The sequence below is a fragment of the Sporosarcina gallistercoris genome (assembly GCF_014836415.1).
Classification (GTDB): Bacteria; Bacillota; Bacilli; order Bacillales_A; family Planococcaceae; genus Sporosarcina; species Sporosarcina gallistercoris.
Genome location: NZ_JACSQY010000001.1, coordinates 561,015 through 585,031, shown reverse-complemented (window position 1 = coordinate 585,031; position 24,017 = coordinate 561,015). Strand labels below are relative to the sequence as shown.

The window sequence follows — 24,017 nt, the reverse complement described above, 5'->3', positions numbered from 1 at the left end:
ATAGCTGGATTTTTTACAAATTCCGACTTAGCGAGACCTTTGCCTTTTATTAGGTGAGGGTTTTTTTGATTGAAAAAAAGGAGGAATTTTTTTGGAAACGATTTTCTTGGAATACGCGTGGGTCCTGCTTGTACTTATCATACTGGAAGGGTTACTCGCAGCAGATAACGCAGTAGTTATGGCGGTAATGGTGAAGCACTTACCGAAAGTGCAACAGCAGAAAGCATTGTTCTATGGGCTGTTAGGAGCTTTAGTTTTCCGGTTTACCGCACTATTCTTCATCACGTATCTTGTCAACTATTGGCAGATTCAAGCGTTAGGTGCGATCTATCTATTGTATATTTCGATTAAAAATATTTACGACCAAAAACATCATAAGAGTGATGACTCGACGAAGAAAAAACGCAAAGAGTCCGGTTTCTGGTTCACCGTATTGAAAGTTGAACTGGCAGATATCGCATTTGCCCTGGATTCGATGCTTGCAGCTGTAGCATTGGCAGTCACACTTCCGGAACTAGGTAACTTCCACATTGGCGGCATTAACGGAGGTCAATTCACAGTTATGCTAGCAGGTGGAATTATCGGGCTTATCATCATGCGTTTCGCTGCACGTCAATTCGTGACCTTGCTTGCGAAATTCCCATCACTTGAAACGGCTGCGTTCCTGATTGTGGGCTGGGTAGGTGTAAAACTAGCTGTATTGACACTCGCTCATCCAAATGTACAAATTATTGATACAGAATTCCCGCACTCGCTTACATGGAAGCTTATTTTCTGGGTGGTCCTTGCTTCGATTGCAATTGGTGGCTATTTAACAGGAATTTCAAGCCAAAGAAAAACTTCGAAATAACTTTTAAAACTGTCCAGCGCGAATCACGTATATCGCACTGGGCGGTTTTTTTGCTTAATGGGACACTCATTTGGTTGCTCAGCCTGACTACAAATTGATACTCTGAAGGTTGGAACTGGAATTCAGTGACGATGATAGTAAGGTACAGAATTTCTCTAACAGGATAATTTCGGATATGGTATGATAATGTCCTCCTGAAAGAAAGGATCGGATACTACATGAAACTTAACCGTGACACTTTACGCAGGTTCACACCTGCTCAATTAATCGTGTTTTACTATTTTTTAGCTATCGCATTCTCTTTTTTATTATTGAACTTGCCAGGTGTTTACAAGCCAGGTGTGGAAATTTCATTTATCGACAGTTTATTCACGTCAGTGAGCGCGGTGAGTGTTACAGGATTGACTCCGATTAGTATTGCTGGCACTTATTCCGTATTCGGATTATGTATGCTCATGCTTGTCCTGCAACTAGGCGGTATTGGAATCATGTCGATCGGAACATTTTTTTGGCTGCTCGTCAAGAAGCGGATCGGCCTTCGGGAACGTCAGCTGATTATGGTGGACCACAATCAGTATACGTTAGCCGGTGTCGTACAGCTTATCAAGCAGATTGTACGGATCATTTTCCTGATTGAACTCATAGGCGGAATCGTTTTGACGCTCTATATTATGCCTTTATATGATACATTTTCAGAAGCTCTCTTAAATGGTATGTTTCTAGCGGTATCAGCAACCACAAATGCAGGGTTTGATATTACGGACGCATCCTTGCTGCCCTATTTCAATGATTACTTTGTCCAATCTGTCATCATGGTACTTATTATATTAGGAGCTATCGGTTTCCCTGTACTTGTGGAAGTGAAGAGCTTCTTTTCAAAGAAAGTTCCACATTTCCGATTCTCACTATTTACTAAAATCACGACTGCCACTTTTGGAATTCTGTTAGTTTTTGGGGCGCTGATGATCTTTATATTAGAATCCTTCCACTCCTTTAAGGGGATGGTATGGCATGAAAAGATCTTTTCATCTCTTTTTCACTCAGTTTCAGCACGATCTGCAGGGCTGACGACGTATGATATTACGAACTTCAGTGATGCAACAGATATTGTAATCAGCTCGTTAATGTTCATCGGAGCTTCTCCAAGTTCTGTCGGTGGGGGCATCCGGACAACGACTTTTGCAATTGCTGTCCTTTTTCTCATTAACTTTGCGAAGGGGAAAGATGTCATTCACATTTTTAAGCGACGCATCAAACTTGTCGACATTTTTCGTTCATATGCTGTCATTTTGTTAGCGGGGTTTATGGTGATGACGGCCCTTCTTATCTTATTAGTGACGGAGCCAGGAGTGCCAGTGGTCTCTTTATTATTTGAAATCACCTCTGCATTCGGAACTTGCGGGATGTCACTTGGAATCACTTCTGATTTATCCATCCCTGGAAAAATCATCATCATGGCACTCATGTTTATCGGTCGAGTGGGACTTATTTCTTTCCTATTCACACTAGGTGGGAAAGTGAATAAAACTTCTTTCCGATATCCGAAAGAGCGTGTAATCATAGGCTGACACGATTTAGTTAAACATTAAACAACAGACTGAACATTCGATAAAATGATTATTTCTTTCATTAAAATATCATGAATGGAAGAAAGTTTTAATAATATGATTCTTAAGACCTATATAAGATGTGACTGAGATGTGGAATAATCTGAATTGTATATAGTGAATCGATATTTTATTGAAGTTATATCATTTGGTGCTAATTCATATCTTGTCTAAACAGTCTTGGGAGGGTAAATAATGCTAGAACAATTAGAAAATGTGAAGGCATGTAATTCACATTTTGTTACCGACAACAGTCGCCCTTGTATTTTGGTCAATATGGATGGTGTCATTGCTGAGGCGAATTCCTTATTCTTTAAAAAGTTCTCATTGGGTAAAAACGACAATTTTTTATCGTTACTTAAAAGAAATGGGTTACGCAGCTGGAATGACTTTAAGAAAGGCTGTACGGAAACAAAAGTAGGCATGTTCGACGACCTATTAATGATTTCAGAAGGTAAGATCGAATGTTTATGTAAAGTGCATGCTTTCTATTCGCACGAAACCAAACAAGCTGTCCTGACATTCGTAATGCCAGCAGTATGTACAGATCTCCCATTGTCCGCTTACGTAAATTGCTTTACACATGCCTCGAAGTTAATGATGATCGTGAACGATGAAGGCTACATCATAGACGTCAATGATCGGGTGGATGAATTATTCAATCTTACAAGAAGTGCAGTTATTGGGAAGCACATCCAATCGCTGTATAGAAAATTCAATACACAAAAAAGCAATGCCGAAGCTCAATATGAAGCACATTTGAATACTCTTAAAACGTATGGTGACATTAAAATAACAGAACGGTTTGAGAATGAACCGAATACGATTCAGTTTTTAGAAATCTGTGCGACGTACACAAGTGAAAATGGTTTGTATATCATTGAAATACGTGATTGCACAGAAACGGAAATGCTGCGCAGAAAGCTCGATCACTCGGGATCACTGTCGACAGTCGGACAGATGGCAGCGAGCATTGCTCACGAAATCCGGAACCCGATGACCACTTTAAAAGGTTTTGTACAATTGATGGAAGTGACTGCAACGGGAGATACCGCAAAGTATTTGTCTGTGGTGGATGATGAGTTGCAGCGGATGGAAGCAATCCTGAATGAAATGCTTATGTTATCGAGGCCGTCTGAAGAGAAAATCTCAGAGTTCTCATTAGGGGTTTTAATTACAAAAGTTCTGGAAATCATGAAGCCGAAAGCAATGTTCGAGTCGATCCAAATCGACTGGCATGATGCTTCTTTTTGTGATTCGATGATCTATTCCAATGCAGATAAGATTAAGCAAGTGCTATTGAATATTTTCAAAAATGCATTTGAAGCAATGGAACCTGGAGGGGTGCTGACGCTGAAATTGGAAAAGGCGGGAGAGAAATCTTTTACACTTTCTGTGAAAGACACTGGAAAGGGAATGTCCCCCTTGCAGATTAAAAATGTTTTTATGCCCTTTTTCACGTCCAAACCTGAAGGAACCGGCTTAGGGCTTCCATTCGTATTAAAAACGATGGAAGATCTAGGCGGCGAAGTAGCGGTATCAAGTGAGTGGGGAATTGGAACAACGTTTACGTTAGCCTTCCCGCAGCACTATTTGGAAAACAGTACAACGATTGAGCGGTATTCAGCTAACTGATCATCCATTCAGTTTTGTTTTGACGAATTGCTCGTTAACCGACTATACTAGCTTCATAGCTTAAAATGGAAATAGCAGGTGAATAATTATGGAGAATGCAAACGAACGGGCACTTAAGTTGTTCGTAGTTCTATCACGGGCAAATAAAGTGCTGCATGAAGAGACGAATCGACTAATCTCATCTAAAGGGTTAAATCCGACGGAGTTTGCGGTTCTCGAGTTGTTGTACCACAAAGGAAAACAGCCTATACAAAAAATTGGTGAAAAGATTTTAATGCGGAGTGGTTCGATGACGTATGTCATTAACAAGTTAGAGTCGAATGGTTACTTACGACGGGAAGTCAATGCCATCGACAAACGGGTGACGTATGTTGAAATTACTGCACAGGGTACACAGTTAATGGACTCCTTGTTTCCTGGACATGCGGCAAACATCACAAGTCTGCTTTCTTCCTTAACAAGTGAGGAGCAGGATCAGGCGACTCGATTGCTTCAAAAATTAGGAGTCTCCATACGAGATTTGTCCTCAAAAAAAGACTGAACTGCGTAAATTACGCTGTTCAGTCTTTTTTCCATCTTTACTTTGCTTCAATCGATTCAGCCATCTGTAAAAATTCTTCGTAATAGCTCTCATCGTTGTTATCATACATCATGACACGGACAACCATTTCCCCTTTTTGGAAGATCATTGCAGTAATTGGACCTTCAGGAGAAGTTACACGATAAGCTTGGACCTTTTCCAACTCTTTGTTCGTCGGAAGCTTTGTTTCATCTGTCAATGCTACAGGAGTTGCATCTGTACTAGTTGCTGCAAGTGTTTCGGTCATGTTTTCGACAGCTTTGTCAAAATCAGTATCAGAAGCATTCATTGTTCCGATGACCATATATTTATCCTCTTGTTCTTTTAGATAGAGAATGTCACGTCCCGGTTCTTCGCTCGTCAACTTATAAGCAGGCAACACTTGGATTTTGAAGTTTTGCTCATCACTTTCCGTTTCCACTGCGCCTTCGAGCTTGCTGACGTCATCCGTTTCGCTGCTGTCCGCTCCGGATTCCGAATCATCCGTAGCATCCTCTTCAGTTCCATCCTCTTTTGCTCCATCTTCTTCGTTTGCAGCGTCCTCGTCAGTAGCATCAGTTCCTTCTGTGCTATCCGTTTCGTTTTCAGTAACATCAGATCCTTCTGTACCGGTATCTGCAGATTGGTCACTATTTTCTATCGGCTGGTTACTGTTGTCCTCCTCACTCGTATCAGTTCCACAAGCGGCTAGTAATAGTGAGGCAGACAGTGCTGTGTAAAGTAATTTTTTGTTTTTCATGCGTTCATCTCCTCCTTATTGAATCTGACGAAAGTCATAAAAGAAAGTTTCAATTCTCTTTTTTGTGAACGATCGTGTAGCGTTTATGGTTGACGACTGTTTTTTCTTCAAGACCTAGATCCTCGAAGTTTTCCATGTACGTTAAGTTTACAATAACTGAGTTATCATTCACTTTTTCTACAATGCCTTGTAACCCATCTTTAAACTCAATGATGGTTCCAACCTCTGCGATATCCAACTCTTCCATTTCTTCCATCGGATTCAACTCCTCCTGAAACTGTTTAAGCCTAGTATACTTAACAAAAGTAATACAGGTAAAGTATCATGAAACGCAGGAATGTACAAATGATTATAGTTTCGACAAATACTTGTCGTGAATTGTCGAAAGGTTTTGACACAAAGGCTGCCTCTTTGTGATACCATATACTAAGCTTTGAAAAAAATCGTCAGGAGGGCTGTCTATGGATAATCTGGAATATAAAATTGAACGGATTCGAAGGGAGCTCTTGAAGACCGCGGAAGAAAGAGGTATGTCCTCCGTTGAGACGGTCAAACTGAGCGTGGAGTTGGATCACTTGTTGAATTTATATTCATATGATGAAAATAGCTCTGTAATTGAAAAGTGTAATTTAGAAAGCAATGCTCCCATAAAAAATAAAATATTTGGCTGAATATGTTTAGAAACATGAAAAAGGGGCATATTATGATTGAACACAGCAACATTCTCATTTCCCCCTTTTGAAGACGGTCCTTTCCCAGGACCGTCTCTTTTTTGTTTTAAGAAGGGAAACAGAGAGTTTTAAGGTATTATTAAGAAGAGAGCGAAATTGTTAAGGGGGATCATGTATATGAAAAATATTTCATTTATCGGAACAGGTGTAATGGGGGCCAGTATCGTCAAACACTTGCTGCAAGCTGGATATCCTGTAACGGTACATACACGTACGAAAGCAAAAGCGGAGCCACTGCTCACTGCGGGAGCTAAGTGGGCTTCTACGGTCGCTGGGGCTGTTCAGGGAGCGGATCTTATCTTTACCATGGTTGGCATGCCTGATGATGTTGAAGAAATCTATCTGAATGGAAACGGAATTCTCGCTAACGGAACGAGGGGGCAAATTGTGGTGGACATGACGACTTCAAGTCCAGCGCTTGCGAAGGAAATTGATCAAGCTGCGGCTGAAAGAGGAATGGCTTCACTTGATGCACCCGTTTCGGGCGGAGATGTAGGAGCTAAAAACGGCACTCTCTCAATCATGTGTGGTGGTGAAGAAACCGTATTCGAATCAGTTAAACCGATCTTCTCGCTATTTGGAAGCCGAATTATACGTCAAGGAGGAGCTGGAGCAGGACAACATACAAAAATGAGTAATCAGCTCGCCATTGCGACCAACATGATCGGAGTATGTGAAGCGCTTGCCTACGCTGAAAAAGCGGGATTGGATCTTGAACGTGTATTAGAGTCCATTTCTCCGGGCGCTGCAGGTTCGTGGTCGCTTTCTAATCTTGGACCGCGTATGTTAGCCGGGAATTTCGAACCTGGTTTTTATACGAAGCACTTCCTTAAGGATTTGCGGATTGCACTCGATGAAGCCCGTAACATGAACCTTGAGCTTCCGGGATTACAACTAGCGGCGCGTCTTTATGAGGACCTGATGGCTAAAGGTTATGGAGACAAAGGTACTCAAGTACTTTTCAAACACTATCAATCATAAAAAGACATGCCTGAACTCAGGCATGTCCCTTTAATGTTTACCGTCCAAATAGGAAGAACGAAAGACTTCCGTGTTTGAAACTCTTCTAGTTTTTGATTGTGGAGATTTTTTCACTGAAGTTGTCGGTGCACTCTCTTGGAGAACACCCGTAAAATCAGTAAGGATATCACGAGCGGTCTTTAAACTCATTCGCTCTTGAGGATTCCTAAACTCCAAATCTTGCTCACCTAGATGTGGCAACTGTGCGAAGTCATCTTTTTCAGGGAGAGTGTGAAAGAGGAATTCCCCACAACGTACGAGGACAGTGGAATGCTGTTTGCTGTATTTTGGATTTTCTACAAAATGTAACCCAACTTTTTCGGCGCCACCTGTTTCAAGAAGTTTAGCGATTGCTACTTTCTTCAATTGGTAAAGTGGTCGATTATCCGGAGCTGTTTTTGCATGCCGGTTAACGGTATAGATTGCTACGGCTAGTTCCCGCAGTGAATTGGCGTCTGCCAATATATAGACCTCCCATCTAATTTTAGAAACATCAATTTGACAGTATTGTACTAGTAAAATAGAAATAAGTACACAAAAAGCGACAAAGTCTTTTAAACTTTTGGCGACAGGTTCTTCAAGAAAAAGTAGAATGAGGAGCGGATGAAAAATAATCAGAGTTGTGGTACAATTTGAATGAGTATTCATTCATTTTATGAGGGGGATGTAAGAATGGACGAGAAAAAGGTTATTATCGTTACAGGCGGGTCAAACGGGATGGGGAAATACATGGCAAAGAAATTTGCTCAAGACGGGGCAAATGTCATTATAACGGGAAGAGACTTGGAAAAGTTGAATGCTGCCAAAGAGGAAATTGGCGAAAATGCTTATACTTTTCAAATGGACGTACGCGAGATTGAAACAATCGAAGCACTTATACACTATGCAGACAAGACATTTGGGAAAATTGATGGTCTTGTCAATAATGCCGCCGGGAATTTCATCGTACAAGCAGAAGATCTATCTCCGAACGGATGGAAGTCAGTGATCGATATTGTTTTGAATGGAACTTTCTACTGTTCAAGTGCAGTGATGAATTACTGGAAAGAAAAAGGACAAAAAGGTGCAATATTAAATATGTTGGCAACGTATGCATGGGATGCAGGTCCAGGGGTAGTTCATTCTGCTGCAGCGAAAGCAGGTGTCATGTCTCTAACAAGAACGCTTGCTGTTGAATGGGGAAGGAAATATGGTGTGCGTGTTAACGGAATCGCACCTGGTCCTATTGAGCGTACAGGAGGAGCGGAAAAGTTATTCCAATCAGAGAAAGCAGCGCAGCGAACGATTCAATCCGTACCACTTGGACGTGTAGGTAAGCCCGAAGAAATCGCTGAACTCGCTGCCTTCATCATGTCTGACAAAGCTTCCTACATGAACGGAGAAATCGTGACATTAGATGGCGGTCAGTGGCTGAACCAATATCCTTTTTGATGGATAGTTTACCTCAAGATGCACATTCTAATCCAACAGGTAGCAGAAAAAAATAGTGGCCTGTTGAGGAGGGAAGAAATTGTTTGATATTTGGGCAATTCCAATTGGTGTTGTCGTTGCAGTAATGGTCATCATTGGAGTGTTGGCGGTTCGTAAAAAGCCTCATTATAATCCAGATGGTGTGCTCAACAGACAGGATCGAAGTGTGGCGGAGCCGATTGAAGACCACCCCTTCACGTTGAATCCCATTTTGTGGGTGATTCTCGTAGCTGCTCTATTTAGTGTAATCGTTATATTTTACTACTGGGCCTCTTTCTCATAAGGAAGAGGCTTTTTTGTTAAAAATGGAAAATATCTATACGAATCGTCCGGGACTTCTTCATTTTATAGCGAGCTCTATGATATAGTAGAAGTGCAGCTTAGCTTGAAGTAAATTGCTGCTGGAGGAGCGATTTAAATTGGTTGCTTTGAATAATAGTGACTTTTTAGTCATGCCAATATCCGACTATCTAATTTCTTCTGAGAAAGTTGCACATGTGCAGGTTGGAAATAATGCAGAGCACGCATTACTCGTACTTACAAAGACGGGGTATTCAGCAATTCCTGTACTTGACGCAAAGTATAAATTAAGAGGTTTGTTAGGCATTGGAATGATTACAGATGCAATATTAGGGTTAGAAAGAATCGAATATGAGCGGCTATCAGACCTAAAAGTGGATGAAATTATGCAAACCGATCTACCGATGATCAGGACGACAGACCGCTTTCAGAAAGGATTGGACCTGCTCATTAACCATACGTTTTTATGTGTGACAGAAGAAGATGGTACTTTTGCTGGAATTTTAACCCGTCGTGTGATGTTGAAGCAGTTCAAGAAATATGTATATAGCTCAAGGTAAACTAGTTATCAACTGAAGTGAAGAGGCTCTTTTAAAGAGTCTCTTTCTTTTTAGATAAAACGAGAAACAACAAGTGACGAAGCCACGGCTTCTTGAAAAGGGTGTGGAATAGTATCTATGAACACAACAGAAATCATGAAAGTCTTAGCAGAAGAAGGAAATATGAGAAAAGCAGCAGACCGGCTATTCATCTCCCAACCGGCACTATCACAAAGACTGCAATCTATCGAAAAAGCCTGGGGGGCTAAATTATTCGTCCGTTCACAGAAAGGGCTCGTACCTACAGCAGCTGGAGAATTGGTCATCGAGTTTGCTAAAGAGACGGTTCAACGGAAAGAAGAAACCATCGAGCAAATTGCTGGACTTGCGGACAGGGTGCACGGAACTCTTAAAATCGCATGCGCATCCATAGTCGGACAAACGTGGCTCCCTGAAGTACTCAAGGACTATGTGAAGTTATATCCTGACGCTAAAATTTCACTCATGACAGGGTGGACATCGGAAATCTTGAAAGCGCTCTACGAAGGTGAAGCGCATGTGGGGATTGTAAGAGGAGAAGTGGAATGGAACAGCAGACGTACCTATCTGTTCCGTGACCAGCTCTATTTAGTGGATAAGGAGATCACTTCCCTTGAGCAATTGAAAGATACGGAACGACCTTACATACAATTTAAAAGCGATTCCAATTATTATACGGAAATTCAACAATGGTGGCAGAAACATTTCTCCAAAAATCCTGGAAGACAACTGACAGTCGACCAAATGGAAACGTGTCGACAACTGGTCCTTAACGGTATTGGTTATGCTATCTTACCTTCGATAACGTTACGTGGGGATGAGCAAGTGAATAAAATCCCGTTGCTGAATAGCGAAGCGGAATTTGAACTGACAAGAGATACATACTTGATCGGTTACGAATCCAGTTTCGAACTGAAGCAAGTGGATGCATTTTCAAAAGTGATTGAAGCCCATGCACTAACTTTAAAAAATGATTCCAGATTACTTGAATGATGGAACTTTCTAGAAACTAGAACGTACTAATTATCGATATGATTGGAAAAACAATTCAGAAAGTGAGGCGGGCTATTTGAAAAAGACTTTATGGAAGCCATTTGCAATGTTCGTAGTGCTAGTCGGAATCACGTTTCTGTGGCCGATGACAACTACGTTTGCTGCACCTGACTTGCATGTCTCCGTTAAAACGGGTTTAGACCAAAAAACAAAGGATGGTAAAGGTGCACCCGTCGTTTTCACGATTGAAAACAAAGGAACTGCCTTTGCAGGTGATCTGATTGTGAATACTACATCCAGTCAAGAGGGAGGTGTGGGTCAATCTACTGAGGTGGCAATCGGAGAAGGAGAGAAACAGACGGTCACCATGATTGTCGACTCGATTCAAGATCCGATGATGTATGGAAATCCAGTAAAGAAAAACATATTTTTCTACGAAAATGGATGGAGATCAGGAGAAGAAATTACGCATTCCGGAACACAGCTCATTTCATCTTCCATTTTTCCAGAGCAAGCCCTTTTCATTGCAGCGTTATCAGATAATATCGATCGGTTGTCTTCGCTGAAAGATCTGTATTTAAAAGGAAAAGAAGGTACGCAACTTCTGAATTTAACAAAACAAGACCAGCCTCCATTACCTGTAGAAGAAAAGGGATGGGATGCAGTAGATATCATAGCTGTCGATGGTTTTTCCATTGCAGATCTTTCTAAGAAACAGCAGGAAGCCATGCTGGAATGGGTCAAAACGGGAGGAACTCTACTAATTGGTGGATCCCAGAATGTAGCGGCAGAAGCAGGTATTTTCCGTTCACTGCTTCCTCTTGATATTAAAGAAAGCAAAGAGCTTGCTCCGTCAGTTTTCAATGAAAAATTCAAAGATCCTGTTCCAGGATTCCGAGCTGAAAAGTCACCGGAAGGAAATATTCTATTGCAGCATGATGACACTGTTTTAGCGGCCTCTCGACTTGTAGGCTCCGGTATGGTTCTCCAGACTGCTTTTTCAATGGGGAGCGAATCCTTTAGGGGTTCCACTGGCGTTAAAACATTTTGGACAGATTTGTTGAACAAGAGTAGTCAACAATTGAAACAGCGTTCTTCTCAAATGTATTACACGCCTCCAACAGATGATTTGAGGTTTACTGTTGGCGAAACAAATGAACTTTTTCCTTCCTTTAGAGTATCTACACCGCTGTTGTTCGGCATAATTATTGCTTATATTATTTTAGTCATCCCGTTTCTTTATTTCCTTTTACGCAAAAAAGATAAGAGGGAACATGCATGGTGGGTCATTCCTATGATTGCAATTGTCGTCTCTTTTGCAATTTTTGCTTATGGAGGAAAGGATCGCTTGGGGATATCCCAGCTCCAGCATTCCGCTGTCTATCTCGTTGAACCTGACAAATCGCTAACTGGTTATTACGCTGAATCCCTATTAACCGACAAATCAGGTGAATTCACTTTTTCAATACAAAAACCGAGTACAGTCAATACAAATTCAACGATGAACTCGATTTTTGGAGGAGCGATTCCAGCTCATGAGAGTGCTATTTTAGAAAAAGGAGCAACTGAAGAAGTTTTATCATTCAAGAATCTCGGGTTTTGGAATGTAGCATCTATTTATGGTCAAACAGAACTTGAGGCAATCGGCAGTTTTGACACGGACTTGAAGCTTGAAGATAATCGACTGACTGGAACCATTACGAATAACTTTCCATTTTCAGTGAAGGATGTCTCTGTTTTGTCAGGAAGTAAAACGATTGAACTGGGGTCGATACGTGCTGGAGAAACTATGACTGTTGAAAAAGAGGTGAAAGCAACTGCTCTAGGTGCACGTAGTTCATCTCAATATGGATATATGAATCCAGTGGCGAAAAATCAGGAAGATCTCGTCAAAATGAGAAAAGAGGGACTATTGAACTTTTCCTCAATTCATATGAATGATTCGTTGAAACCAACTTTGTCAGCGACGACAGATACTCAAATTATGGAACTTTCATTGAATGATAGAAAAGCTAAAAACTCACCCATTTCCATGTTGCTTCAGCCGATAGAAATTGAAGCGAAGCTAAATGGAAAAGTAACTGTTGATGGTGATTTGATGGAGATGCAACTTCTCTCCTCTTCAGGATATCCCGCCGAAGAGTTAGATGCAGTGAATAAAGAATATTTATTCTCGGAAAAGGAATACAGCCAGGTATGGCAAATGCCAAAAGACTTTACGAAGGAAGTTAACAGTTGGACGAAGCTACAATTATTCGGGGCGGATTTCAACAAGTATGACGTAAGTCTTCTTAATGTGAAAACAGGCAGTTATGAACTGTTGGAAGGAAAATCGTCACCTACTGTTGAACCAGCCGGGGATTATGTATCGAAGGACGGAAAAGTAACGATCAAGCTGAACTTCACGGATTCACAAATGGGAGAATCTGTCCATCCGCCAGAACTCCGTTTAACAGGGGAGGTTGCAAAATGATAGAGATCTCCAATCTGACAAAAAAGTATGGTCAATTTAAAGCTCTGGACCAGTTGACTTTGTCCCTTGACGAAGGTACTGTTTTTGGATTTGTAGGAGCGAATGGCGCAGGGAAATCCACTACTTTTCTCATATTAGCCACTCTCTTACAGCCTACTTCGGGCACGGTCATCATCAATGGGGTAGACATTACCAAGAAACCTGAAGAAATTAGAAAACTCATTGGTTACATGCCTGACTTTTTCGGGATTTATGATCAGTTGAAAGCACATGAGTATTTAGATTTCTACGGGGCCAGCTATGGGATTCCAGCGGATAAAAGAAATCAGCTCATTACGGAACTTTTGGAACTGGTCAACTTAACGGACAAACGAGATGCATATGTAGATTCTCTTTCCCGGGGCATGAAGCAGCGGTTATGTCTTGCGAGAAGTCTGATCCATGACCCAAAAGTTTTAATACTAGACGAACCTGCTTCGGGGCTGGACCCTCGAGCACGTGTAGAAATGCGAGACATTTTACGCTCACTGAAAAACCTAGGAAAAACAATTCTGATTTCATCACACATTTTACCGGAGCTCGCGGAAATGTGTGATGAGATTGGAGTGATTGATAATGGTAAGCTGATTGCTCATGGTTCCGTTTCGGAAATCCAGGCACAACTGCTAGGAGATAAAGTGATTTCTGCAAGAATTGCTGGAAATAGTGATGCAGCTATCGCGTTTTTTGAAGAAAGTCCATTTGTCTCCGCAATCTCTCATGAACTCAATGAAGGCGTACTGTCATTTACGTTTAAAGGAGATGACGTTCAGCAATACCAATTGTTGAGAGAAGCTGTGTTGTCAGGTATTCAAATTGTGTCGTTTGTGGAGAACTCTGTAGATCTGGAAGATGTATTCATGGAGATAACGAAGGGAGTGGAGCTTGATGAAAAGCAGACTCAATAATCCTGTGCTTGCTAAAGAAGTGAAGCTCCGGTTCCGAAGCTCCAAAAGTTTTACTGGAGTATTGCTCTATTTGCTTGCCATGTGTATTTTTGTTTTCGGCTTTATCTATATAACGACCAGTTTGGCTGGGACTATCTATTTCAAGCCTTCTGAAAGTGTCATATTGTTTAGTTTCTTAACGTTTATCCAATTGGGATTAGTCCTCTTCATTACTCCTGGACTGACTGCTGGAACAATAAGTGGAGAGCGTGAACGGCAAACACTGCCGATGCTGTTGACGACCTCTCAAAGTTCGTTTCAAATCGTTACGGGAAAACTGTTGTCATCCGTATTATTTTTAGTGCTTCTTATCATTGCAGGATTACCGGTATATAGCATGGTGTTTCTGTTTGGTGGAATCTCTCCCGTATTGTTTCTGAAATCCTTACTTTTCCTGATTGTCACGCTATTAGCGATAGGGAGTCTCGGAGTATTATTTTCAACATTGTTCCGCAGAACCACGGTATCGATGATTGCCACGTATGGCAGCATGCTGTTTTTCACAGCTGTCATTCCATTCTTGTTTTTGATCATCATTCAGGTGAACCAGTTTGGAACTATGGGTATAACACCGCCCAAATCCTACATTGGCCATTTCCTGGCATCCATTAACCCTGAAATTTTCTTTGCATCATTACTTGGAGCGGAGATTGGGATGGGAATTCAAGAAATGACACAAGTGACATTCCCACTGTGGATAGGATACTTACTCTTTTATGGAATGGTAACCATAGTGTCCATCTGGATCGCTACAAAACGATTACGAGTGAATATAAAAAAACATAAATAAGGAGGCGGGCAACTATGACGTCACAGTCTGGATATTTGAAGATGATCAAGAGGACAATTCACAAAGTGAGAAGAAGTCTACTATTTGAACAAGCAATTGTTTACGCTGTTCGTGGTACTGCAATCGCTATTGGTGCAGCAGCTCTAGTCTTGGCGATGTCCAGATTGTTTGTCCTTCCTTATTACGGGGTGTATGCATGGAGTGCCGCTCTACTTGTACTGCTCGTTGTCTCTGGATTGTTTTTGAAAAAACGTGTGAAGCGTGCCGAAGCAGTCCGTACATTGGACCGGTACATCCCTGATAACTTACTCCTGACCGTTTTAGACAAAGAGATCCAAGCCTCACCATTTGGCGGGATTTTACTGGAACGTGTCGGCGTTCGAATTCCAGCTGCAGAAAGTCTGTTTTCATCGCGCAAAAAGACACCGGTTGAGTGGAAGGTAATCGCTGCTGGAGTTTTGGGAGTTATGGTAGTGAGTGTCCTATTTTTAATACCTTCTCCTGCACAACAAGAAGCACAAACAATCGTGAAAGAAAAAGAAATCGTGAAAAGTCTTGTGAAAGAAACAAAGAAACAGTTGACGCGTTCAAAATCACCTACTGTCAAAAAGAAATTGGAACAACTCACAGTGGATTTGAAAAAAGCAGAAGGATCCGAAAAAGCATTGAAGGAATTCGTGAAGACTCAAAAAGAGTTGAAATTGCAACAAATGCAATTGCTTGAGAAGAAAAGTAGTCAAAAGAGTGGTTCCGCTAAATCAGGATTATCTTCTGAAGAAAAGCGTCAGCTAGAAGAGTTGGAGAAGCTCGCAAGTCCTCTTGCAGAACAGGCGGACCAAGCCTATAAGGAGTTAGCGGGCATTGGAAAAGCTCCATCGATTCCCCAATTGGCAACAGGTCAGTCTGCTGTTTCCGGAAAGGAAGCTGGAGCATCTCCTACTGCTGTTGGAATGGAGAACTCAACAACTGGACAAAATCCAGCTACAGGCAATCCCTCTTCTGGATCAGCCAAACCATCTGGAGGCCAACGACAGGGGAATAAACAGGCACAAGGCCAGGGCCAGGGCCAAGGACAAGGCCAAGGGCAAGGGCAAGGGCAAGGCCAGGGCCAAGGACAAGGACAAGGACAAGGACAAGGACAAGGACAAGGACAAGGCCAAGGACAAGGCCAGGGCCAAGGACAAGGACAAGGCAGTACTGGCACAGGCGGTATAGGGCAAGGCGGCAGAAATTTGTTGTCCATTCCGAATAATCGTCTTGGTGATACTGCAGACGTAGATAAGGACAATGGAAAGCTTGGAGCTGGCAATGTAGTCGACTCCAAAGATAAGCAGACCGCCAATGAACGCGGGACGATCCGACCTTATGAGGAAGTTGTAGGTCAATATAAAGAGGCTTATTTGAAGCGTACAGAACAGCTGCCTTTATCCCCGGAACTTGAAAAAATTTTAACTGATTACTTTTCATCCATCGAATAATTCAAGTTGAAAGGAGAACTTACTATGAGTGAACTGCTGCAACCATTTGAAGAAATGAGTCAGAAACTGAGTGAAGTGCGAACTGAAATCGAAAAATTCATCGTGGGACAGGAGCAGGCGATTGAATATACGCTTCTTTCTATTCTTGCGGATGGGCATGCCCTCCTTGAAGGAGCACCGGGACTTGGGAAAACTATGTTGATCCGTACGATTAGTGAAGCACTGGACCTTTCTTTTAAACGTATCCAATTCACACCCGACCTGATGCCTTCGGATATTACAGGTACGACCTTACTGGAACGGGACGCAGAAGGGCGTCAAAGATTCACTTTCAACGAAGGACCTTTATTCAGCCAGCTCGTACTGGCGGATGAAATCAACCGTGCTACTCCGAAAACCCAAAGTGCATTGCTTGAAGCGATGGGAGAGAAGACTGTAACTGTTTTGGGACAGACGTATCCAATGGAAAAGCCGTTTTTTGTACTCGCAACACAAAACCCGATTGACATGGAAGGTACATATCCTTTACCTGAAGCACAGCTAGATCGCTTTCTATGCAAAATCAATTTACAACATCCATCTCCAAGTGAACTGAAAGAAATTGTTAAACGGACGACGGGAACTGCTATCATTTCGATACAGAAAGTGATTAGCAGGGAGGAACTGCTTCAAGCGCAGCAACTGGTTCGTGAGATTGTCATTGCCGAAGAAATGATCGACTATGCGATACAGCTCATCTCCATGACACATGCTGGAGCTGAGGGGGCGGATGACTGGTCTCAATACATCCAGTTCGGAAGCGGACCCCGCGGCTTACAGGCGATGATTCGTCTTGCAAAAGCGAGAGCCTTCCTTTCTGGTCGTGTTCACGTATCCATCGGTGATATCCGTGCGGTTGCGAAACCCGCTTTGCTCCACCGTATTCAGTTGAACTATGAAGCGGAAGCTGAAGGCATTACAAATGAGATGTTCCTTGATCAGGTTCTTGCGAGCATGCGGAGGGAGGCAGTCGGTTAATGACTTCTTTCTTTCCATCGAGCTTAACGGCCCGTCTTGGCAGACTCTCATTTGTGCAGCATGGCGGACGTCTTGGTCATCACAAAGGGAGCCATGTGTCCAAAAAAACAGGTTCCTCCTTGGAGTTCTCGGATTTTAAGGAGTACCATCCTGGCGATGACATCCGTCATATCGACTGGAATGTGTACGCTCGAACTGATTCCTATTTCATCAAACAGTTTTTGGATGAACAAGAAATGCGAGTCCATATATTACTGGATACGAGCAAGTCGATGGACTTTGAAGATAAATGGAAGTTTGCACAACAAATTGCGATTGGGCTTGGACAAATCGCATTGAAAAACGGCGATACCGTATCCATCAGTCGAATGTTTAGCGGAAAAAAACAATCATTCACACGTAAAGGTGCTCGGCAGGCAGGATCTTGGACGACGTATATCAGCCGTTTTGAACAACCGTCCGAAACAACCGGCCTATTAGAAGGGATCCATGCGGTTCCTAAGGGGACGACGTTGTTATTCGTGGTGACAGATGCATTGGAACCGAATGAGAATCTAGATAAGTTGTTTAAACAGCTTTCAACGAGGTATCGGGATGTGCGGGTAGTAGCCATCCGATCGAAAACAGAGCTTAGCCCTTCCTATCAGGGAGATATCCGATTCATTGATAGTGAAAGTGAACGGATTTCAGAAGTAACAATGATGCCATCAGTCGAAACCGCTTACCAGCTTCAACAGAAAAAACATCAGCTGCTTATGATGGAAAGTGCAGCGAAATATGGAATTGGTGTACTCATGACGACACCTCAGACAGGACCTGAAGATGTATTTACGATGCAAATGCGTAGACAGGGCTGGGTGCGCTAGAGAGGAGGGGTGAGGATGGGGTTTGCGGGTATGACGAATTTGTGGACACTTGTATTTCCGCTCACAGTCATCATCTATTATTTATTCAGAAAACGTTTTGAACCGAAAATGATCTCATCCACGCTTTTTTGGAACGAAGATCGCCGGGAAGAGAATGTTTCTCCATTCATACGTAATTTGCAACGCAATGCTCTATTTTACTTACAACTGCTTGCCCTTCTGGTATTTGTATGGATGATGCTTGAACCGTTCACCAAGCACTCCGGAACTGAAGGCATTCCCCTAGTATTCATTGTAGATAGTTCTGCTACGATGCTTGCAACACCTAAAGATTCCACCCTCTTTGAGATGAATCAAGCGGAGATGGAAAAGTTATTGGAATCGGCAGAAGGACGCCCCATCTCCGTCGTGATTACAGGGAAAGAACCGGAATTCGCAATACAAAACAGTGATTCCCATGCAGCGATCCAGGTGATAGAAGATTTGACCGTTCGTTACGAGCAAAACCATATGGAGACATCTATTGAGTTAGTGAAATCGATGTATAGTGAACACGGGGCAGAAGTTCATATCTTTACTGACTCATTGGAACGGACAGCCTTGTCTTATGATGGAACGAACATGAGCTGGCACGTACATACAAATGATGAAAAGTTGAATAATCATTCCATTGTCCGATTCGGGGCCAACCGACTCGAAGACAGTGTAACAGCAATTGTGAAATTACACCATGATACAGAGAAAGCGCAACCTGGGACAATTCGATTAAAAGAAGCGGACACTCGGAACGTACTTGCTGAAAAATCCTTTGATGGCGAACCGGGCAGTGAAGAATTGGTTTCGTTTAAAAAGATTGAGACAAACGCACCTGCGCTTCTAGTTGAACTGGATGGTAACGATGACTATCTTGCGGATAACACGAGTTATGCACTGCTAGCGACCGAACGCGCGAAAGTGGTAGTGGATGCTGAACTTCACGAATTATTGAAAAAAGCTGCACAGGCAATAGAAGAGGTCACGATTGATAGCGGAGAAGATTTCGAAGAAGGTGACATTTTACGAATAACTGGTTCAGAAAGTTTTTTGGACCAAGGGAACCGCCCGATTTTCTTGGTGGGACGGAACGATGTTAAGCCGATTGAAGCAAAAGGGGAAGTTTCCGTAACAAATGATCCATTGTTTTCAATCGCAGCCCCAAAAGATATGTATGTAGAAGAAGTTTATCCTTCTTATGAAGACTATGAAGTACTCGCGAGAATCGGGAAAGATCCGCTTATCCAACGATCGCCTAGAGGAGACATCATATTTCTTGCTGACTTGGAAGCAACGGATTGGCCGTTACAACCAACATTTCCACTATTCGTATGGAGTGTCATGAAATCCTTGTCAGATGACGCCGAAACGCTAGGTATATTCACACCGCTTCAACGGAAATCTGTCGTGATGACGGAAGCAGCAGATATATATGAGTTATCCGGCTCGTATTTGTACTCGGCGGAGTCAGCGAATACATTACAGGCTCCAGCGATACCTGGTATTTATAAAGTGACAGAGGGAACGACTGACAAATTATTCGCTGTTCAGCTTGATGCATCTGAGAGAATTTTAAGAATCGGGGATTCTTATTCAACTGGGAATCTCACAGCAACGGATAGGGATACAGAGCAAATCATTCCAGTCATTTGGCCGTTTCTTGTGCCACTCTTACTGCTGTTGCTCGTAGAATGGGAGGTGCAGCGACGACGTGGATATCCGTATTGAACATCCTTTATGGTTACTCGTTTTAGTACCTATTACGGTCTATCTGATTTTCACATGGCGCACAGTAGGACGAAAAACACCTAGGACCGCTCTTCTTTTTATACTTCGAAGTGCGTCCATTCTATTCTTGGTTGCTGCACTCGTGTCGCCATTTCTAGTGCTTTATAATGATGAAGAACAGATTTTGTTCCTTGCCGATCGTTCAGCTTCGAACACTGGGACAGAGGAGGAAATGAACGCCTTCATAGAACAGAGTCTTGGAGCCAAAAAAGCGGACCAAGCAGTAGGTCTTTATTCGTTTGCAGGTGATTTCAGAACGGACGCTTCCCTAACAAAAGAGAAAGTGCTGATGCCGGAAATTGAAGCACTGGAAGAAGTGGGCGAAACAGATATTGAAAAAGCTTTTGCCTTAGCGAATTCGACCGGTCCTACCGATGCCGCCACGCGAATTGTTTTACTGTCAGACGGATTGCAAACACGTGGGGATGTGTTCAGCTACCTACAGAAATTCACAAATAATCGTGTGCAAATCGATGTTGCACAGCTAAAGCGTAAAACGTTTCCTGATGCCGCTTTAACCAGATTAGACGTGCCTCGAACCGCTTATGCGGGGCAACAGCAACTCATGACGATTGAAGTGAATGCATCAGATCGTACCTCAGGGACCCTCTATTTGTACCAAGATGATCGACCGCTCGGTGAAGAGGACATCGACCTGATTCCGGGGAAAAATCAATTCACATACCCATTACCTTCAGTCGATACTGGATTGGTGAAGTATGAAGCAAAACTCGTTGTTGAAAATGACCACTTTTTAGAGAATAACCGAATGTTTGCAGCAGTGACTGTACAAGGCCAACCATCCGTATTAGTTGTGGAAACGGATGATCATCCATCTGTTATACCGGAGTTGTTGGATCAGAACACGTTGAATGTGATAACACTTCGAGCGCAAGACTTACCTTCAACGTTGTCAGGCTATTTACCTTATCAGGCGATCATTTTCGATAATGTGCCGGGTACACTAGTTGGAGAAGAAAAAATGGCTATGATTGAACAGACAGTGAAAAATTTCGGAACGGGTTTCATGATGACTGGAGGAACGGACAGTTTCGGGCTTGGCGGCTATTTTAAAACGCCAATTGAAACTCTTTTACCTGTCGAAATGGAAGTGAAAGGAAAAGAAGAGCTTCCTTCACTTGGACTTGTCATCGTCATGGACCGATCGGGAAGTATGAGTGGTTCGAAATTATCCCTTGCCCGTGAAGCTGCTGCACGGTCAGTCGATTTACTTCGGGAAAAAGACACGTTCGGATTTACTGCGTTCGATGATAGTATTTGGGAAGTTGTTCCGGTAGGTCCTCTTGACGATAAAGAAGATGTGACTGCGAAGATTCTTTCAGTCCCTGCCGCAGGAGGGACGAATATTTTCCCTTCGGTGGCTAAAGCATATGAGGATCTGGCAAATCTGTCTCTCCAACGGAAACATGTTATTCTCTTAACGGACGGACAGTCATCGATGCCAAGTGGATATCTCGATATTATTGAAGAAGCAAAAAATAACAATACGACGTTATCCACAGTGGGAATCGGGTCAGATGCCGATCAAGCATTATTAGAGGCGATGGCGGAAGCAGGAGGAGGACGCTATTATGGCGTTTCTGATGAATCCACTGTACCGGCTATCCTATCTCGCGAAACGATTACAATGACACGGACATATATAGAGGACAATCCATTCCACATGAAACTGGGACCAGTTGCGGAGTGGAATGAGTTATTTGCTGAAGGGGTCCCGCAGATGAATGCCTATATCGCTACAACTGCTAAACAAACAGCTGACGTTGCCGCGGTTAGCCCTAAAGAGGATCCAATCATTGCTGAATGGAAATATGGTCTCGGTCGTACTGTCGCATTCACATCGGATTCTTCCGGTAAATGGTCAGGTGAACTCGCTGCCTGGGAAAAGTATCCTGATTTTTGGAATACGGCAATGAGAAGAATATTACCTTCTTATAGTTCGGCACCTTACGTAGTGACCCAACTTGATGGCGGGAAATTCACGATTACAGATACGAGCGGAGAATCCGCATTTCTTGAAGTGTCAGCAGTGACAGAGACAGGGGAGGAAATAGAAGTCAACGAAGATCAGACGGCACCTGGTAAGACAGAGATTACCCTCGAAGCCGCGCCAGGTCTTGTCTATCTCAGTGTAACGGATGACCAAAACCGGCTCTTTGAAACAGGTGTCACCATTCCTTATGGGGAAGAATACAGCCCGAAAGAACCGAATGAGGACTTGTTAGCAGCAATCGCTGAAGAAACTGGTGGACGTGTATTGGAAGAGCCTAAAGAGGCATTCCGTTCTCTCCCTTATCGGGGAGAAGAGCGAAAATCCATAACCACTTTGTTGGTGTTCGGATCTTTACTCCTGTTCTTTGCAGATATCACATTGCGCCGTTTCAGCAGATTTGTTCCGGTAATAAGAAAGAGATCATCCGTTGAACCTATCGATTCGCCAGGTCAGACGAGTGTTTCAGAACTTCTCAAACAAAAGCGAAAACGTTAGATGAATGGTAAAATCCCAAAGCGCATTTTATGCGACTTTGGGATTTTTTTCCGTTCATGAACGTGTGGCAGATAAAATATCTGAATTTCTCTTTGCCCATGTGGCGGCCAGTAAGAAACAGGAGAGTAGTATAGCGGTTCCGAGAAAGTACGGGGCCGTCATTTTCCAGTCGAAAACAAAGCCCGCTAATGCCGGTCCAACCATATTCCCTAAGCTCATGTAGGCATTCATCATTCCAGCTGCATATCCTTGTTCGTTGCCAGCAAGTTTTGAAACCAGCGTGTTTACTGCGGGTCTCAATAATGCCGTAGCCGTAGAGAAAATTGTTGCAACTAGCAAGATCGACCAGAACATATTGACAAATGTGATACTGAGCATAGCCACCGCTGCAATGACTAAGTTAATGAGAATGACACGCATTTCACCGAAACGCTTGAACAATCGGTTGATGACAAACGTCTGGATGATGACGCCTACGAATCCACCTACTGTTATGATAACTGCAATCATGAGTGGGGTGTAATCGTATTTAATACCTACATACAGAGAGATGGTCGATTGGAAGTTTGCTAGACCAAACGAGAAGACAAACATGACCAGTAAGACGACGAAGTAGGAAGTCTTAGTTGAGCGCGCAATTTGTTGAAACAAATTTTCAGTTCGTCGCGCTCCGTTTGCAGCAGCTGGACTAGGTGTCGGATTCGGTAAAATATAAATCGACAAGACTGCAGCGAATAACGCAGCGCCTGCAGCGAAGTAGAATGGGAACTGCAGTCCGAATTTAGATAGAAATCCTCCGATTCCAGGCCCGATCATGAATCCGAGAGACATCGATGCACCTAGTAAACCCATACCGCGACCGCGTTCTTCGAATGTTGTGATGTCTGCAACAAAAGCCATCATCGGGGGAATTAAGAATGCAGAGCCGAAACCTGAGAAGAATCGAGCTACAAAGAGCATCCAAAGTTCAGTGGAAAGACCGAAGGCGAGCTGAGAAACACCATAGAGGATGAGTCCGAAAATGATGATATTCTTTCGTCCGTGTTTGTCCGAAAGAGAACCCGAAACCGGCGAAAAGATAAATTGGGCAAATGAGAACACGGCTATGAGTGCACCAAGTGCAGTACCGGCAACGCCGAATGTCCCTAAGTAGTCAGGCATGATAGGGATGATGAGTCCGATTCCTGACATCGTGATGAACATATTGAACATCAGAATATAAATCGCAAATGATGTAGTTTTAGTGGCCACGCGTGTTCCTCCTTCTTATTCAGTTGTATCTTCGCCTTATTTTAGCATACAGCTTGTCTCTATTGTGTTCGAACACCTCGACAATTCGAGCAATAGGGATTTTTCCATTTGATCACCGTATATGAGGGATTAGTGAACTGATTTATCCATAGATGATGAAACCACTTCTTGCCCTGGGGAGGTGCTCATAACGGGGGATGAGTGATCATAACCAAAGAAAAATGCTCATAACCGGAGCAAAACTTTCGAATCGTTCCATCACCGTCTCACGACCACCAACCAATCACTTCATTCCAATAAAAAAGCAGAAGCGGCGATCCGCT

22 protein-coding genes are annotated in these 24,017 nt (G+C 42.9%); 18 read left to right on the top strand and 4 right to left on the bottom strand.

Annotated features, from left to right (window positions below; genetic code table 11):
- The first annotated feature begins 91 nt into the window (after window positions 1–91).
- From H9659_RS02975 to H9659_RS02960, 4 genes are all read left to right on the top strand, one after another.
- Window positions 92–850, top strand: a complete 759-nt coding sequence (locus tag H9659_RS02975; protein ID WP_191688448.1) for a TerC family protein — start codon at window positions 92–94, stop codon at window positions 848–850.
- A gap of 218 nt (window positions 851–1,068) precedes the next feature.
- Window positions 1,069–2,418, top strand: a complete 1,350-nt coding sequence (locus H9659_RS02970) for a TrkH family potassium uptake protein (RefSeq protein ID WP_191688447.1) — start codon at window positions 1,069–1,071, stop codon at window positions 2,416–2,418.
- A gap of 234 nt (window positions 2,419–2,652) precedes the next feature.
- Complete coding sequence (locus tag H9659_RS02965; RefSeq protein WP_191688446.1) at window positions 2,653–4,092, top strand: ATP-binding protein; 1,440 nt, start codon at window positions 2,653–2,655, stop codon at window positions 4,090–4,092.
- Window positions 4,093–4,180: 88 nt separating this feature from the next.
- Window positions 4,181–4,633, top strand: coding sequence for a MarR family winged helix-turn-helix transcriptional regulator (locus tag H9659_RS02960; RefSeq protein WP_191688445.1), 453 nt, complete (start codon window positions 4,181–4,183; stop codon window positions 4,631–4,633).
- A gap of 37 nt (window positions 4,634–4,670) precedes the next feature.
- On the opposite strand, the gene H9659_RS02955 is transcribed toward H9659_RS02960, so the two are convergent.
- Complete coding sequence (locus H9659_RS02955; RefSeq protein WP_191688444.1) at window positions 4,671–5,411, bottom strand: hypothetical protein; 741 nt, start codon at window positions 5,409–5,411, stop codon at window positions 4,671–4,673.
- Window positions 5,412–5,460: 49 nt separating this feature from the next.
- On the bottom strand, window positions 5,461–5,667 hold the full coding sequence (locus H9659_RS02950; protein WP_191688443.1) for a YkvS family protein: 207 nt from the start codon (window positions 5,665–5,667) through the stop codon (window positions 5,461–5,463).
- 205 nt (window positions 5,668–5,872) lie between these two features.
- On the opposite strand from H9659_RS02950, the gene H9659_RS02945 reads away from it, so the two are divergent.
- Together H9659_RS02945 and H9659_RS02940 are read left to right on the top strand one after the other, a co-directional pair.
- Window positions 5,873–6,082, top strand: coding sequence for an aspartyl-phosphate phosphatase Spo0E family protein (locus H9659_RS02945; RefSeq protein WP_191688442.1), 210 nt, complete (start codon window positions 5,873–5,875; stop codon window positions 6,080–6,082).
- A 177-nt stretch (window positions 6,083–6,259) separates the two neighbouring features.
- Window positions 6,260–7,123 carry an NAD(P)-dependent oxidoreductase gene (locus H9659_RS02940; protein WP_191688441.1) on the top strand — a complete coding sequence of 288 codons (864 nt, stop codon included), beginning with the start codon at window positions 6,260–6,262 and terminating at the stop codon, window positions 7,121–7,123.
- A gap of 30 nt (window positions 7,124–7,153) precedes the next feature.
- On the opposite strand, the gene H9659_RS02935 is transcribed toward H9659_RS02940, so the two are convergent.
- The gene (locus H9659_RS02935) at window positions 7,154–7,624 is read right to left on the bottom strand and encodes a YkyB family protein (protein WP_225217598.1); all 471 of its coding nucleotides are present in this window, start codon (window positions 7,622–7,624) and stop codon (window positions 7,154–7,156) included.
- A 210-nt stretch (window positions 7,625–7,834) separates the two neighbouring features.
- Here H9659_RS02935 and fadH point away from each other — a divergent pair, with 210 nt between their 5' ends.
- From fadH to H9659_RS02875, 12 genes are all read left to right on the top strand, one after another.
- Entirely contained in the window at window positions 7,835–8,593 is a 759-nt protein-coding gene (fadH, locus tag H9659_RS02930; RefSeq protein WP_039044180.1) for a 2,4-dienoyl-CoA reductase, read from the top strand.
- Window positions 8,594–8,672: 79 nt separating this feature from the next.
- Window positions 8,673–8,915, top strand: coding sequence for a hypothetical protein (locus H9659_RS02925; RefSeq protein ID WP_039044179.1), 243 nt, complete (start codon window positions 8,673–8,675; stop codon window positions 8,913–8,915).
- Window positions 8,916–9,051: 136 nt separating this feature from the next.
- Window positions 9,052–9,492: a cyclic-di-AMP-binding protein CbpB gene (gene cbpB, locus H9659_RS02920; protein WP_191688439.1), complete on the top strand. Its 441-nt coding sequence runs from the start codon at window positions 9,052–9,054 to the stop codon at window positions 9,490–9,492.
- A gap of 117 nt (window positions 9,493–9,609) precedes the next feature.
- The gene (locus H9659_RS02915) at window positions 9,610–10,503 is read left to right on the top strand and encodes a LysR family transcriptional regulator (protein ID WP_191688438.1); all 894 of its coding nucleotides are present in this window, start codon (window positions 9,610–9,612) and stop codon (window positions 10,501–10,503) included.
- A 76-nt stretch (window positions 10,504–10,579) separates the two neighbouring features.
- On the top strand, window positions 10,580–12,976 hold the full coding sequence (locus H9659_RS02910; RefSeq protein WP_191688437.1) for a hypothetical protein: 2,397 nt from the start codon (window positions 10,580–10,582) through the stop codon (window positions 12,974–12,976).
- The gene (locus tag H9659_RS02905; protein ID WP_191688436.1) at window positions 12,973–13,923 is read left to right on the top strand and encodes an ABC transporter ATP-binding protein; all 951 of its coding nucleotides are present in this window, start codon (window positions 12,973–12,975) and stop codon (window positions 13,921–13,923) included. The genes H9659_RS02910 and H9659_RS02905 overlap by 4 nt, the downstream gene beginning before the upstream one ends.
- Complete coding sequence (locus H9659_RS02900) at window positions 13,904–14,752, top strand: ABC transporter permease (RefSeq protein ID WP_191688435.1); 849 nt, start codon at window positions 13,904–13,906, stop codon at window positions 14,750–14,752. Before H9659_RS02905 ends, H9659_RS02900 begins: the two co-directional genes overlap by 20 nt.
- Window positions 14,753–14,766: 14 nt before the next feature.
- Window positions 14,767–16,230 carry a hypothetical protein gene (locus H9659_RS02895; protein WP_191688434.1) on the top strand — a complete coding sequence of 488 codons (1,464 nt, stop codon included), beginning with the start codon at window positions 14,767–14,769 and terminating at the stop codon, window positions 16,228–16,230.
- A 24-nt stretch (window positions 16,231–16,254) separates the two neighbouring features.
- On the top strand, window positions 16,255–17,247 hold the full coding sequence (locus H9659_RS02890) for an AAA family ATPase (RefSeq protein WP_191688433.1): 993 nt from the start codon (window positions 16,255–16,257) through the stop codon (window positions 17,245–17,247).
- Entirely contained in the window at window positions 17,247–18,113 is an 867-nt protein-coding gene (locus H9659_RS02885; RefSeq protein WP_191688432.1) for a DUF58 domain-containing protein, read from the top strand. Before H9659_RS02890 ends, H9659_RS02885 begins: the two co-directional genes overlap by 1 nt.
- Before the next feature lie 15 nt (window positions 18,114–18,128).
- Entirely contained in the window at window positions 18,129–19,874 is a 1,746-nt protein-coding gene (locus H9659_RS02880; protein ID WP_191688431.1) for a vWA domain-containing protein, read from the top strand.
- Complete coding sequence (locus H9659_RS02875; RefSeq protein ID WP_191688430.1) at window positions 19,858–22,443, top strand: VWA domain-containing protein; 2,586 nt, start codon at window positions 19,858–19,860, stop codon at window positions 22,441–22,443. Before H9659_RS02880 ends, H9659_RS02875 begins: the two co-directional genes overlap by 17 nt.
- Before the next feature lie 54 nt (window positions 22,444–22,497).
- On the opposite strand, the gene H9659_RS02870 is transcribed toward H9659_RS02875, so the two are convergent.
- The gene (locus tag H9659_RS02870) at window positions 22,498–23,694 is read right to left on the bottom strand and encodes an MFS transporter (protein ID WP_318240676.1); all 1,197 of its coding nucleotides are present in this window, start codon (window positions 23,692–23,694) and stop codon (window positions 22,498–22,500) included.
- Window positions 23,695–24,017: the final 323 nt, after the last annotated feature.

Coding starts and splice junctions, on each gene's coding strand:
- H9659_RS02970 (WP_191688447.1), top strand. CDS start 1,069: ATGAAACTTAACCGTGACACTTTACGCAGGTTCACACCTGCTCAATTA.
- H9659_RS02965 (WP_191688446.1), top strand. CDS start 2,653: ATGCTAGAACAATTAGAAAATGTGAAGGCATGTAATTCACATTTTGTT.
- H9659_RS02890 (WP_191688433.1), top strand. CDS start 16,255: ATGAGTGAACTGCTGCAACCATTTGAAGAAATGAGTCAGAAACTGAGT.
- H9659_RS02960 (WP_191688445.1), top strand. CDS start 4,181: ATGGAGAATGCAAACGAACGGGCACTTAAGTTGTTCGTAGTTCTATCA.
- H9659_RS02905 (WP_191688436.1), top strand. CDS start 12,973: ATGATAGAGATCTCCAATCTGACAAAAAAGTATGGTCAATTTAAAGCT.
- fadH (WP_039044180.1), top strand. CDS start 7,835: ATGGACGAGAAAAAGGTTATTATCGTTACAGGCGGGTCAAACGGGATG.
- H9659_RS02955 (WP_191688444.1), bottom strand. CDS start 5,411: ATGAAAAACAAAAAATTACTTTACACAGCACTGTCTGCCTCACTATTA.
- H9659_RS02945 (WP_191688442.1), top strand. CDS start 5,873: ATGGATAATCTGGAATATAAAATTGAACGGATTCGAAGGGAGCTCTTG.
- H9659_RS02900 (WP_191688435.1), top strand. CDS start 13,904: ATGAAAAGCAGACTCAATAATCCTGTGCTTGCTAAAGAAGTGAAGCTC.
- H9659_RS02950 (WP_191688443.1), bottom strand. CDS start 5,667: ATGGAAGAAATGGAAGAGTTGGATATCGCAGAGGTTGGAACCATCATT.
- H9659_RS02940 (WP_191688441.1), top strand. CDS start 6,260: ATGAAAAATATTTCATTTATCGGAACAGGTGTAATGGGGGCCAGTATC.
- H9659_RS02895 (WP_191688434.1), top strand. CDS start 14,767: ATGACGTCACAGTCTGGATATTTGAAGATGATCAAGAGGACAATTCAC.
- H9659_RS02915 (WP_191688438.1), top strand. CDS start 9,610: ATGAACACAACAGAAATCATGAAAGTCTTAGCAGAAGAAGGAAATATG.
- H9659_RS02880 (WP_191688431.1), top strand. CDS start 18,129: ATGGGGTTTGCGGGTATGACGAATTTGTGGACACTTGTATTTCCGCTC.
- H9659_RS02885 (WP_191688432.1), top strand. CDS start 17,247: ATGACTTCTTTCTTTCCATCGAGCTTAACGGCCCGTCTTGGCAGACTC.